Origin of the sequence: Maribacter algicola, assembly GCF_003933245.1 — a bacterium.
Taxonomy (GTDB): Bacteria; Bacteroidota; Bacteroidia; order Flavobacteriales; family Flavobacteriaceae; genus Maribacter; species Maribacter algicola.
Window position 1 is genome coordinate 596863 of the sequence record NZ_QUSX01000001.1, and the last position, 12656, is coordinate 609518.

Genomic DNA, 12656 nt, shown 5'->3' on the forward strand with positions numbered 1-12656 from the left:
ATGCCTCATGGGCTTGCCCCGAGGTAATTTTCATATAGCCCGCTTTCCGACTTCGAAAATACAGGGCCCATCTATTTTTTTTATGTTACTGTCGACGAATGGTCGTTTGCCATATTCGAGCAATTCGTTTTACTGGTTAAGCCGCAAGGGCCTTTTTCTCTATAGCCTCCTCGTTCTCCAACAACCCCTTCTCCTCCAAGATTTTTCTATCCATTTTGGGGGCTATGAACATAAATACCATGCCCGTATACATCAAGATACACGTTGGAAACTGTCCAAAAACCCCATTGCCGTAGGATGCCAACATAATACCCGCCATCCCACAGACCAAGGCCGTTATCTGGCCTTTGAGCCAGACGTCCCTGATCTTGTACATCACATTATAGGCACCGGTCACCAAAATGAAAAAGAGAATGAACAGATGAAGATACAGTCCCACAACACCGGTATCCGCCCAAACGGCCACAAACCAGCTATCCGTTGCCGTGTTGGCCAAAAAGGTATTTGGGGAAAAGCGCTTGCCCCAATTTCCCGTGGAGCCGATACCCCCACCCAAGGGTCTTGTGGCCAAATAGCCCCTGAGCTTTTCCTGATTTATCCTACGCATTTCCAAGGATGCGTCATTGGGGTCGAAGGCAGTACGCATACGCCGTATCTGGTCATTATCGTTTCCAATGGTGGTGTACTTGAAAAAAACGAACACCCCAATACCCATAAGCACCCCCATGATGATACTGGGCATGTGCTTTCGCACCAGAATGAACATAACGCCCCCCATAGCAGGAACCGCAATGGCCCCGCGCGTTCCGGATATCATCATTCCAATGAGTCCGGCCATGGCCACCACCCCACAAAAAAGCTGAAACTTCCTGTTTTTGGCAAAGAGCGCCAAAATACCGAATACAACACCCGTATGCCCCTGCGAGGCACCGAATTGGCCAGCATCGGAATAAAAGGAAAAGATGCGCAATTTCCCGAAAAGGATATGGGTCACGTCGCCACCGGCGTCCAACCAGGCCTGTTCCCACTTGTCCACCCCAAAGATGAGCTGTTGCATCCCTTTGAGGGTGGCCATAAAGGAAAGTACGCCCCAGATGATAAAGAACACATGCAAGTCCTTATGCTTATTGAACAATATAAAGACCAAGGGAACGAACAACCATTGGTAAAGGGCCAAACCTCGCATGGCATAAAACCAGGCCGCCACACTTACAGCTTCGGGATTTACGATCTGTAGCACGGCGTAACCGAACCAAACGGACACCAACAACGTCAGTTGGGAACTTGCCCTACTCCAAGGAACCTTTATTTTAAAGGCCTTAAAGAACAAGGAAAGGTACATGAGCACCATGATGCCATCCATGAGCAGTCCCCAGGTCATGGGAATATACCTGCCGATACCCAATACAAAAAAGTTGAAAATGAGTATGGTGATGATACCGATTCTTGGATTTACGAACAGCGCACCCACATACATGGCGACCAAAGGCAGTACCAGAACGGCCAAAGTGGCCACGATACCCTTTGTTGCCGTTAGGTAGGAGGTTATCAATATCACGGAAAGCAGCAATGCCACTGGCAAGGGCTTCCTCAAGTGATCAGGACCATGTGTGGTTAAAAACGGATTCATGGCGCCCAATTGGATTTTAATTTTTTTACGAAAAGGATGCTCTCCAAAAACATTTCCCTGATATGAATCTGAAGCTCCCTTCGTACATAAAAGAACCCGAGAAAGATACCCAAGAGCGTGAAAAACACAGTGCCAATGGCAACGGCAATCAAACTTTTGAAAACGAAGACGGCCAACAAATCCACCAAAATATTGGCCGAAGCCATGAACAATACTTTATAAAGGTTGTATTTGGGTTTGTTCAAACTGTCCAATAAAACCCCCGTAAAACGGTCAATGGGCAATAACAGGACATACACGGTAAACACCCTAAAAATAACGGCCAATAAGTGAAGGGATTCCTTGTATTCCGTACCTCCCAGTAGCAAGATCAATTCTTCCGCGAATACGAAACTAACAAGTGCCACGGGAAGGAACAATAAGGTCACTGCCCCGGAATAGGTGTAAAAAATACTTCGGGCACCTAAAATATCGCCTTCCAAACATTTTTTGGACATCCTGGGATAGGCCGTCATGGAAAAACTATGCAGGGGAATACCCAGTAAATCGGTTAATTTAAGTGGGATGGCATACATGGCAATTCCGGCGGAGCCCAAAAAAGGACTAAGGCCGATAATAAAAGTATCCGCACTTTTTAATAAACTAGAACTGATTAGGGTTCCCATGGAATATTTCCCAAAATTCACCAAGCGTCTTTCAACATCCCTCCGGGCATAGCCCAGGAAAAAGAGTCCGTCCCACTTTTTTAGGGTACACGCCACGCCGGAAATAAAGTTCACCGCGATGTTCACCACAATAATCGCGGTAAGGCCATAATGGAAAAACCAATAGTTGAAAACAAGGAATATCAAGAACAGAACCACATTGGACAAACGTATGTACATCATCCTTCTAAAATTCTGTTCTGCCTGAAAAAGGGCCAAGGCATTGTTCCAACTTAAATTTGCAAAGGCCAATAAGGGATACCAAACAAGAAATAGATAGTAGCCCTGGGCAAGTTGAATTTGCCCTATTTTCACAAGAAAAAGAAAGCTCCAGCATAGCACCGAAATACCGAGTACAAGTGCTAGGTTTATCCGGAAGGTAGCGCCCAACAGCCGTTTTCTCAATAGTTCATCGGCACCGGAAAGCTCCCTAACGGCAGCAGTTCTGGTAAGTCCAAACCGCAATAGATCCACAAAAGTCGCCAAGGTGATAAAAAGCACCCAATCCCCAAAGGACTCCTTTGGCAATTGCCGTGTCAACAACACAAAACTCAAGAGACCGGAAAAAGCCACGCTTACGTTGGACAACAACGAAGCAAGGTTTTTTTCCCTTCCCAATTTTAATAGTTTACGTATCATTAGGCGATGGATCTTTTGTTGAAAAACCGGAACTGAACTACCTGTTTCATAAATTTTCTGAACAAGGACCGCTTTTTGGGCAGCTCCCCTAGGACGGTCTCCATTTCCAAGACCTTAACACCGTTAAGAATAATGGTAGGTTCCGGCCCTGTAGTGGCCTCTTTAAAGAGCCTAAGCGCATTTTTATCCGCTTCGCTCCATGCGCGATTTGCACGGGTGACCAAAAAGGTATAGTCCATGGTAGAGGCCAATTTCACTGGAAACGGGTTCTTTATGATTCCGGGAATCTCCAATACCACAAAATCGAACAAGGAATAATCCTGAATGGAATCCTCGCTATCGAATTCATGGATTTCCGAAATCTTGTACAACCTGTCGTTCACCGGATAGGTGATTTTTTGATAGTATTTGCTTTGAATTCCCAAGTCCTGTACATCATATGTGATATGCAACACCTTATAATCCAGTTCACAGAGCTTGGTAATCAAATTCTTGCAGATAAAGGACTTGCCTTCATGCTCTTGGGTGGAGAACAACATATTGACCACAGGCTTCTCCATTTCGGATTTTTTGTACTGGTTCAACAAAACGTTCCGGGATATCGCATTAACGGCCTTGTTTTGAATAAACGCATAGTCAATACCTTTATCCTCCAAGTTGATGACCGGAAAAATGGAGGATACACTGAGTTCTATCTTATCCTCCGCCCTCGCCGCCGTATTGATATTACTGTCTAAAAATTCCAACAGGAAGATGACAATAACGACCAGTAAAAAACCTACAATTCCTGCAACCGCTACCAGCATCATTCGCTTGCTTGGTTTTGGGTTTATGGGATAATAGGGAACTTCGGTAAGTTTTATGTTGGATTTTAGCTCCACATTCTGCTGTTTCAATTTGGCCAATCCCAAACTGTGCAACAAGCTTAGGTATTCCCGCTCCGCAATGTCGATTTTCCGTTCCAAGCGCTTCATGGTCGCTCCCAGGGGCGAAAATTTCTTGTAAAGCTCCTCAAACTCAAGGCGCTTTTGCTCCATTACCTGTAATTGCGCGTTGTACCCTTCGTATTCGATAGTATTCTGTAACCAGGTTGCCAGAATATTTGTGGATGCCACACTTTTATTGTCGTAATCGGTTTGATAGAGATCTTCTACCTGTGAGGAAAGTTTTGCCTCAATTTCCGCCACCTCTTTCATTTTATCGGTCATCCTGTTGGAATCCGATGCAGACAAAGTGGAATCTTTTTTCATACCCAGACTGCCCATGGATATCTCAAAATTCAAAAGGGAGAGTTTCTTGCGGAGTTCCATGATGTTCTCACTGGCGATCCGCTTTTTTTCATGGGTGGCCAACTTGGACTCCAATTCATCCAAAATGGCCTTGGATGCATGGAACTTTCTATATATTTCAAAATACTTTATCTCAAATTCCTCTTTCTCCGCAGCTATGTGCTTGGTCTGTTCGTTGTAATTAAAAATATTATGTGTCCTATTGAAATCAAGCAACTCATCTTCCGCCTCCTTTAAATGGACTGTAGAATTGTTGAGCTGCCCCTCAAAATATTTCACAACTGCATCGGACTGGTTTACCTTGATATCGGCATTTAGCTTTACAAAGACCTCGCACAATATCAACAACGTATTCTGACAAATGGCCGCATCATCGGATTCATATTGGATATCAACAAAATCACTATTGGATATCCTATTAAGACCTACTTTTCCCGATATTTTTTCGATGCTATAATCCGGATGATCCAAATTTATTAGCTTGTAGATATAGTTGGAATGGCCGGAATCCTTCAAGGCGACAAAGTTCTCCAAGGTTTTTTCCACGTCGCCCTTTACCACCAGGTCCTTGACTTCCCGTGGAACTTCCTCCAAAAGGGATTCATATTTTTCCGCGGAAATAATTTTAGGGTTGGATTCGCCCAAAGCCATGTGCTGGGCAAAAAGATGGAGTCCTACCGCTTCAATCGTGGTCCTTGCCTTAATGAGGTTCAACAGGTTGTCATAGGCGGTATTGGCCGCCCTAAAATCTATTTTGGTGTCCTCCAATTCTATGGTGGAACCTGATGCGATTCCCGTATACACCCTTGCTTTGGAATCATAGGTCTTGGGTTGGTCCATGGTCAAATAGAATACCATGGTCGCCAAAATAATGGGCATACCGATCAGGAGGCCTATGTGCCTCATTAAAAGACGGACGAAAAAAAGTAGGTTAAACTTCATTATATATCAAAATCCGCTCCTGTAATATTTTCCAATGCCATGACCGCGGCCACAAAATCGGAGCGTTGTAGTTCGTAATTCATGGATGCCTGGTTCATCATTTGCTGTAAACGGGTGTACTCCGTAACCGAGATGACCCCGTTGGCGAAGTCCTTTTCCGCCCTTAGGGACTGTACCCTAAAAGTGTCCACAATGGCATTGGCCAGAAAGAACATGCGGTGAATTTTCAACAAGTCGTTGTAAAGTATGGTGACCTGTTGTTCCAGTTCCATTTCCGCCACTTCGGTTTCATAGCGTGCCTTTTCCGCCTCGCCCTTGGCACTTAAAATTTTGGCCCTTCTATTGATGATCGCCGATAGGGGTAAACGAACCGATACACCAAGCTGATACCTGCTCTGCTCTGTCGAAAACAAGGCCTGACTTTGGGGATCGCCCGCAATTTGGGAATTGCTCAGGTTGTCAAAAATACCGTAGTTGTATCCGGCCTCCAGATTGATATACTGTAACCAGGCACGTTGTTCAAAGGAAACAACGCCATCCCTGTATTGCTGTTCGTTGAGGGTCACCTTTAAAAAAGGGGAATGCTCCTTGGCCATCACGACCAAAGAATCCAAAGGGGGTAGTTTTTTGCTGATGTCGTTAACCTCGAGACCATTGGCTATGAAGTCATTGATATCCTGGGCCATTGCCATTCTCACCATCAATAAAAATATATAGGGAAGGGTACGGCGCAGAAACTGCGCGGTACGCTTCCTATCAAAATCAGCAATTATAGTATTATAGGGTAGTTTCAATTTCCAAGGCTTTTAGAGTGGTCCTTACTGTTTCGTTTTGGGGGTAAAATCTATCGTTGCAAAATGGAAAGGGCCTACCCGGTTCCCTGGCCGGTGGTAAGGCCGTGTGGACCGATATGGGTACGTATTTGAATTTACCGGAGTTGTTCAAGGCGATAGCTACCATACCATCATCGCAACCGGATACTACTTTTAAATCTGTATTGTAGCCAAATTTTACCATGGTTTCCCTTCGATACGCCATGGCCACAGCACGTATATGCTTTATCCTTGAGGAAAATCCAAGGGAAAGTTTGGTCCTGAAATAGTGCACTTTTGCCCAATTCCTTAGCCACATCTTCAAAGGGAGCTGAAAATCCTGTTGGTAGCTTTGTGATATGGAATAGCATAATACCAACTTGGGATGCTCATAAAAGGGCAAAACCATTTTGTCAATATAATACGGATCGTAAATACTATCCGGGTCCATGGTACAGACAATTTCTCCCTTCGCCTCCTCCAAACCCTTTTGTCTGGCATGCGTGATTCCCTGATTTTTTTCATGGACTACTTTTGCACCTACTGTTTTCAAAATGTCCTTTGTGGCAACATCCGCATTGTTGTCTATAAAAATGACCTCGTACGGCAAAATGGTCTTTAGCTTGGAAAGGGAAAACATATGGGCCATTAAGGTTTCCTTGGCCCTAAAAACAGGAATCAAAAGACTGGCCATGGGCTGCTCCACCTTGCTAAGAAGCTCAAAGTAGCGGGTTATGTGATTCAAATCCGCAGGGGAAAGGTCTTCTGGAAGCTTTCCAAAATATTTTTTATAATCCGTAACGTTCATGGGAATAGCGGTTATTAAACCCTATCGGTACTAAGAATATAGTCCGTTTTGGTGGTGTGCATGATTTTTGAGATATTGGAATTGTGCCTACCGATAATGTGGATTATCTTATTGTCACTGGCCACTTCCCTATAAAACCGCTCAAAAAAGTGTGCGGCGGACGAGTCCATCTCCGTCACTTTCTCAATGCTAACCAAGAGTTTTTCAGATTTCTCCAAAATTGCCTGGAAGTAGGTTCTTAAAATGCCCAGATTCTGGGACGTTACCCTACCGCTTATTTCAAAAAGTCCGTCTTTGTCTTCTATTCGTAATGCCATGCTGTTATGTTTTGATTCATCCTGTTTGGTTCCTATTTATGTTATGAGGTAAGATTTTAGGGTTTTCTAAGGATAGTTAGACATTTTCCTTTTGGAATACGGCCCGGAAGGTTCTAAATATGATCCACATGTCATATAAAAAGGCCCGCTTGCTGTTGGCGTATTCCACATATTTTACATCCAATTGTTTGCGTTCCTCAGGGGACATCTTTGATGTTCTTCCGCGCGCCTCTACTTGCCAGAGGCCCGTAATTCCGGCCGGACCATTAAAACGCTCCGTCCACTCGTCCGTGGTCAACATTTCCGCCTCGTACAGTGGCAGGGGCCTGTTCCCAACGATGGACATATCGCCCCTGAGTACGTTGATCAATTGCGGAAGTTCATCGATACTCAATTTCCGGATGATCTTTCCCACCTTGGTGATCCGCGGGTCGTTATCGAACTTTACAAAGGCACTGTCCGTCTGCTTTCGTTTCTTCTCATTAAAGGCAAGTTCCTCTATTTCTGAATCATCGCCGTAGAGTTTGATTCCGTTGGAAAGGGTGATCTCCTCCAAGTACGCATCCTCATCCTTCGAATCCTCGTGTACATACTGGTTCAGGTGTTGGAATTCCTTCAAGCGCTTATCGGCATCCGGATACATGGACCTCAACTTTAGAAAATTGAAGATCTTGTAGCCCGTACCTACCCTCTTTGAGATATAATACACCTTCCCTTTGGATTCCAGTCGAATGGCCATAATAACCAAGAGCAGAAACGGAGCCGCAAGGAGTAGCACGGTCCCGGCGAGAACGATGTCAAAACTACGTTTCCAAAACCCGATCTTATATCTTTTGGAGCTTTTATTGGTGGATATTTTATTTTGTAAAAGATTTGACTTTAGTTCCCTTAAAAAGGAAACCCGCTCCAGAATCTGTTGCATACCCAAGGGATAGACGAAAAAATCATCGAAGCCATGTTCTATGGCCAATTGTTTTTCTCTTTTGCCCAATGCCTTGCCCAAAAGGATAAAGGGAATTTTCTGTTCCGGATCAAAAGTATCCGTAACATATTCCTTAAAGGCGACCATACCGTCGTCGTACAATCCAAAATCACACAAAATGGCATCTATGGCGTTATGGGAAAGGCTCCACTTTTTGTCCTTATAACTCCCTTGGCCATGGATCCATTTTATGGCCTTTTCAACGCTATCTACCATGTGGATGGCGGTTCCATTTTCCTTTTTATGGATTTCCTTCATCAACACCTCATAGCTACCTATGTATAGTAAAACCGTAGTCCTGTCCGTAGTAACCTCCATTCTTACTGCATTATCAGTTTATCAACACGTATCAATAGTTCTTCCGGATTAAAAGGTTTTACCATATAATCCTGTGCCCCTAGGCGAAGGCATTTAATACGATCGGCACTGCTCTCACGACAGCTGAGCACAATGATGGGAATGTCCGAAAACAGTCCAGAACCCTTTACCTTTTCAATCAACTGAAAACCATCCATTTCAGGCATCTCCAAGTCTGTAATTATCAAGTCGGGCAAATTTCCCTTTTGCAACCAAGTAAGGGCTTCCAATCCATTTTCTTTCGTAGTAACTTTGTAGGATTGGCCTAAGAATTGTGCAACAAGCTCACTTAGAGACTGCTTGTCGTCTATGACTAAAATTTCCATAACATTACATTTGTAGGTTTATTTAATAACGAAATGTAAGATTTATATTACCTTTTGGTTCTGTTTTGTTGTAAACCCATGGCATATCGTTGCCATTACCTATAAAGTAGTTGACAGTATTTTCTTACTTATACGATTTGAATCGATTAAATAAATTACCCCGTCTCAAGAGAAATAGAGAAAAAGCCGATACGCATATCGGCTTTTAAAGACTCGGGGGAAACTACCTGTTGTAGTTTTCTTTTAAGGGGCTACTGGCGTTCTTGTACTAACGATTATTTCCTTTCCGTTGATGACCACATCACAGATCTGATAAATTTTTAGCGTTTTTGAGACTTCCAAATAGCCGAGGGATTTTCTGAGTTTATTGCCTTTTTTCATTGTAATTGTCGTTTGATTTGATAACAAATGTAGCAACCGTTCCCAATGCTATGGTGCAGTTAAAGATGAATGGTCTAAATACTGTAGATGAATGGGAATAAACTATGGACAAATAAAAGTTCCGTTCAAATTTGCGCTATGGAATTGGTCTATCCTACAATAAGTACGCTATTCTTGGATGATGTCCATTTTTCGCAATAGAAAGGATGCGTTCATATTTTGACAAATGCCCTTCTTAAAAGTATAGTCAAAATGAAGCTCGTCATCAATTATCTCCGCATCAAAATAGTAGTTTTTAATTTGTGGCAGTTCCTGGGCCACTTCGCACAAACTAAGATCATGGGTGGCTATAATTCCCGATGCTCCTGAGGATACCAATCGCTCCACGAATTTTCTGGACCCAATTGCCTTATCCTTACTATTCGTTCCTTTGAGAATCTCATCCAAAACAACAAAATAATTTTCCTTTTGAATTTCGTCTACAATGAACTTCAATCTTTTTAATTCCGAAAAGAAATAGGAGGCTTCATCGGTCAAGGAATCCGATGTACGCATGCTGGTTATCAATTTTATGGGATTATATTCCATGGATGCCGCACATACGGGCAGCCCGATGTTGGCCATCACTATCTGCAAGGAAACGGTTCTCAAAAAGGTGCTTTTGCCGGCCATATTGGCGCCGGTGATGATAAAGAAATCCGTTCGATCAATCACGTAGTCATTAACCACACATTTTTTGGGGTCCAGCAAAGGATGTCCCGCCTGCTTTGATCTAATGCATATTTCGTTTTCCTTAAGAATTGGAAATGTATATCCCGGATGGTTAAAGACAAAATTCGCCAAGCTGTTGTGGGCATCGAAAAAGGCGATACAATCGAACCAAACACCCATAGATTCCTTGTGTTCAGAAATCCACTTTTCAACCCTAAATGCCGTAAATAGGCCCCTTAGAAACAAGCCGTTTCCAAAAATGAGGTATAACAGGTTGTTGTTTTGGTCCAAATCCGACAGTAAACCAGCGAATTCCCTTAGCACTGCCGAAGTCTTTCTACCATGGCTCTGTATTCCAACCTGTTTTTCCTTTAGTAAGGCCGACTCAAATTTTTGTGCTTCGATGGCCGCCAGCAAACGATTGTAGCGCTCAAATATCGACTGGATCTTACTTGTCCCGGAAACTAGCTTTGTCATTTTTTTGGAAAAGGCACCTGTAATCAACAGTCCCAACAACAACCAGTAGAACAATACCGATGCGGGTAGAAAACCCATTAGCAATAGGCCAAAAAACAGGATACTGCCTCCAGTGTACAACCATGGTAAAAATCGCATAATACCCGGAACAAAGGGTGTATAATTTAAAATCCAATGCAAAGCCGTCTGGGTAGTTATTCCCGACTTCGACAAAGCCGCGGTGGCGGCAAAATCCTGTCGCCATTTGGGAATTTGGGCCAATTCCTTCAGCGCCTCCTGCTTTTCTTCAATTCGGTCTGTAGTGTTTTCCTTTAGTATGAAAGCCAGGAGTTGGCCGCCTTCAGGAAGGCTGCTTCTGTTCAGATACTGATAAAAAGAACCATTTCCAAAAAGGTCTATATCCTGACTGTAAAAATGGGTGTCATCCTTAAAACCTGAACCGTCAGGTAGGTTTTTAAAGTCCCTGTTTAAAGCCTGAATCTCGGTTTCGTTAAGGAAAATCAGCTTTTTAAGCTTGTCTCTTTTGTACTGCAAATCGGTATGCCTGGAGACCAAATAAAGAAAAATAGCAATGGCAACGACCATCGCTACAAGGACCATCCTGGTATTCCCATATAAAAAATAAACACCAAATACAGCAAGCATGAAAACGACCAAACGGACGGTGCTTGAGGCGAGCAATTGTTTCTTCACCATTTCCAATTGCACCTTGTATGATTTTATTTCTTCCTGATAAAAAGATTGGGGGTCCCTCATTCAGTTGCCAATTTCTTGAATTTCAACAAAAGTAGGGTTTCAATCGCTAAGCAGGGAAACCAACATGGATATTTGGCCTAAATGGTAGATATCATGTTGGGAAATACTGGTCAAAATTGGACCATAAGTATATTTTTTGCCTGGAACCTTCTTCTCTAAAAGATGGTCGTTTTCAGTAATCAATTTTTCCAATAAATCAGTTTGAGTACGCTGTAAATTCAACAACAAAGCTTTCCATTCCGGTTCGTTTTTTATAATTACCGGTGTCCAATCCTCTAAGCTATCTATTACTAAATCATATGATTCATCACCCTCCAACTTTTTAAGCAAGAAAATACGCCAATTGATAATATGTTGGACTAGAACCGCAATGGACTTGGAACCATAGATTTGTTCATTAACGATGCTCCACGGCACTTTTTCAAGCTTCTCCATTAAAGAAACCCCATACCATGGCTTCCCATTGAAACATTCCTTTAAATTTCTTATTATATATTGCAATTCCAAATCCATCTAATATAAATTGTCATACTCCGCCCTAAGCTTTTTTGGGAACTTGGCCACCACCAAATCATAGGAATGGTCCGTAAGCTCTAAAACCAACTTGGGCTGCAAACGTTCTATAAAGAGGGTATTCCAATGGATTTTGCTCATATGGTAGCCTGGAATGATTAATCCGTCGTATTGCTCCCTTAATTTCTCCCCTCTATTTGGGTCACACTTAAGGTTCACTTGTGAAGGTACCCGTTCCAAACCACATAAGGCAAACATTTTACCCATGACCTTGAAAACGAGGGTCTTTTGGTCAAATGGAAATCCTTCCGTTACGCCCTTTTTTGATAGACAGTATTCCCGAAAGACCTCAATGTTCATCTTGAATTGGTTGTTGGTTGTTGGTTGTTGGTTGTTGGTTGTTGGTTGTTGGTTGTTGGTTGTTGGTTGTTGGTTGTTGGTTGTTGGTTGTTGGTTGTTGGTTGTTGGTTGTTGGTTGTTGGTTGTTGGTTGTTGGTTGTTGGTTGTTGGTTGTTGGTTGTTGGTTGTTGGTTGTTGGTTGTTGGTTGTTGGTTGTTGGTTGTTGGTTGTTGGTTGTTGGTTGTTGGTTGTTGGTTGTTGGTTGTTGGTTGTTGGTTGTTGGTTGTTGGTTGTTGGTTGTTGGTTGTTGGTTGTTGGTTGTTGGTTGTTGGTTGTTGGTTGTTGGTTGTTGGTTGTTGGTTGTTGGTTGTTGGTTGTTGGTTGTTGGTTGTTGGTTGTTGGTTGTTGGTTGTTGGTTGTTGGTTGTTGGTTGTTGGTTGTTGGTTGTTGGTTGTTGGTTGTTGGTTGTTGGTTGTTGGTTGTTGGTTGTTGGTTGTTGGTTGTTGGTTGTTGGTTGTTGGTTGTTGGTTGTTGGTTGTTGGTTGTTGGTTGTTGGTTGTTGGTTGTTGGTTGTTGGTTGTTGGTTGTTGGTTGTTGGTTGTTGGTTGTTGGTTGTTGGTTGTTGGTTGTTGGTTGTTGGTTGTTGGTAAAATAATCATTACATAATACAATT

Annotated in this window: 13 protein-coding genes; all 13 read right to left on the reverse strand. The window is 43.0% G+C overall.

Annotated elements, in window-relative coordinates; genetic code table 11:
* Positions 1–136 precede the first annotated feature (136 nt).
* The gene (locus DZC72_RS02515) at positions 137–1630 is read right to left on the reverse strand and encodes an O-antigen ligase family protein (RefSeq protein WP_125221326.1); all 1494 of its coding nucleotides are present in this window, start codon (positions 1628–1630) and stop codon (positions 137–139) included.
* On the reverse strand, positions 1627–2973 hold the full coding sequence (locus DZC72_RS02520) for an oligosaccharide flippase family protein (protein ID WP_125221327.1): 1347 nt from the start codon (positions 2971–2973) through the stop codon (positions 1627–1629). Before DZC72_RS02520 ends, DZC72_RS02515 begins: the two co-directional genes overlap by 4 nt.
* Positions 2973–5168, reverse strand: a complete 2196-nt coding sequence (locus DZC72_RS02525) for a GumC family protein (RefSeq protein ID WP_125221328.1) — start codon at positions 5166–5168, stop codon at positions 2973–2975. Before DZC72_RS02525 ends, DZC72_RS02520 begins: the two co-directional genes overlap by 1 nt.
* Before the next feature lie 35 nt (positions 5169–5203).
* On the reverse strand, positions 5204–5998 hold the full coding sequence (locus DZC72_RS02530; protein WP_125221329.1) for a TolC family protein: 795 nt from the start codon (positions 5996–5998) through the stop codon (positions 5204–5206).
* Positions 5982–6824 carry a glycosyltransferase family 2 protein gene (locus tag DZC72_RS02535; RefSeq protein WP_125221330.1) on the reverse strand — a complete coding sequence of 281 codons (843 nt, stop codon included), beginning with the start codon at positions 6822–6824 and terminating at the stop codon, positions 5982–5984. The genes DZC72_RS02530 and DZC72_RS02535 overlap by 17 nt, the downstream gene beginning before the upstream one ends.
* Before the next feature lie 14 nt (positions 6825–6838).
* Positions 6839–7141, reverse strand: coding sequence for an STAS domain-containing protein (locus DZC72_RS02540; RefSeq protein WP_125221331.1), 303 nt, complete (start codon positions 7139–7141; stop codon positions 6839–6841).
* A 76-nt stretch (positions 7142–7217) separates the two neighbouring features.
* Positions 7218–8441 carry a sugar transferase gene (locus DZC72_RS02545; RefSeq protein ID WP_125221332.1) on the reverse strand — a complete coding sequence of 408 codons (1224 nt, stop codon included), beginning with the start codon at positions 8439–8441 and terminating at the stop codon, positions 7218–7220.
* 2 nt (positions 8442–8443) lie between these two features.
* Positions 8444–8806 (reverse strand): response regulator, encoded by a 363-nt coding sequence (locus DZC72_RS02550; RefSeq protein WP_125221333.1) that lies wholly within the window; start codon positions 8804–8806, stop codon positions 8444–8446.
* 243 nt (positions 8807–9049) lie between these two features.
* Positions 9050–9187: a hypothetical protein gene (locus tag DZC72_RS17675; protein ID WP_165869250.1), complete on the reverse strand. Its 138-nt coding sequence runs from the start codon at positions 9185–9187 to the stop codon at positions 9050–9052.
* A 168-nt stretch (positions 9188–9355) separates the two neighbouring features.
* Positions 9356–11131: a MutS-related protein gene (locus DZC72_RS02555; RefSeq protein ID WP_125221334.1), complete on the reverse strand. Its 1776-nt coding sequence runs from the start codon at positions 11129–11131 to the stop codon at positions 9356–9358.
* Positions 11132–11170: 39 nt separating this feature from the next.
* Positions 11171–11644: a DinB family protein gene (locus DZC72_RS02560; protein ID WP_125221335.1), complete on the reverse strand. Its 474-nt coding sequence runs from the start codon at positions 11642–11644 to the stop codon at positions 11171–11173.
* A complete protein-coding gene (locus tag DZC72_RS02565) occupies positions 11645–12004 on the reverse strand; it encodes an MmcQ/YjbR family DNA-binding protein (protein WP_125221336.1) in 360 nt (119 codons plus the stop codon).
* Positions 12001–12642, reverse strand: coding sequence for a hypothetical protein (locus DZC72_RS17680; protein WP_165869251.1), 642 nt, complete (start codon positions 12640–12642; stop codon positions 12001–12003). Before DZC72_RS17680 ends, DZC72_RS02565 begins: the two co-directional genes overlap by 4 nt.
* Positions 12643–12656: the final 14 nt, after the last annotated feature.

Coding starts and splice junctions, on each gene's coding strand:
- DZC72_RS02515 (WP_125221326.1), bottom strand. CDS start 1,630: ATGAATCCGTTTTTAACCACACATGGTCCTGATCACTTGAGGAAGCCC.
- DZC72_RS02520 (WP_125221327.1), bottom strand. CDS start 2,973: ATGATACGTAAACTATTAAAATTGGGAAGGGAAAAAAACCTTGCTTCG.
- DZC72_RS02525 (WP_125221328.1), bottom strand. CDS start 5,168: ATGAGGCACATAGGCCTCCTGATCGGTATGCCCATTATTTTGGCGACC.
- DZC72_RS02535 (WP_125221330.1), bottom strand. CDS start 6,824: ATGAACGTTACGGATTATAAAAAATATTTTGGAAAGCTTCCAGAAGAC.
- DZC72_RS02540 (WP_125221331.1), bottom strand. CDS start 7,141: ATGGCATTACGAATAGAAGACAAAGACGGACTTTTTGAAATAAGCGGT.
- DZC72_RS02545 (WP_125221332.1), bottom strand. CDS start 8,441: ATGGAGGTTACTACGGACAGGACTACGGTTTTACTATACATAGGTAGC.
- DZC72_RS02550 (WP_125221333.1), bottom strand. CDS start 8,806: ATGGAAATTTTAGTCATAGACGACAAGCAGTCTCTAAGTGAGCTTGTT.
- DZC72_RS17675 (WP_165869250.1), bottom strand. CDS start 9,187: ATGAAAAAAGGCAATAAACTCAGAAAATCCCTCGGCTATTTGGAAGTC.
- DZC72_RS02555 (WP_125221334.1), bottom strand. CDS start 11,131: ATGAGGGACCCCCAATCTTTTTATCAGGAAGAAATAAAATCATACAAG.
- DZC72_RS02560 (WP_125221335.1), bottom strand. CDS start 11,644: ATGGATTTGGAATTGCAATATATAATAAGAAATTTAAAGGAATGTTTC.
- DZC72_RS02565 (WP_125221336.1), bottom strand. CDS start 12,004: ATGAACATTGAGGTCTTTCGGGAATACTGTCTATCAAAAAAGGGCGTA.
- DZC72_RS17680 (WP_165869251.1), bottom strand. CDS start 12,642: ATGATTATTTTACCAACAACCAACAACCAACAACCAACAACCAACAAC.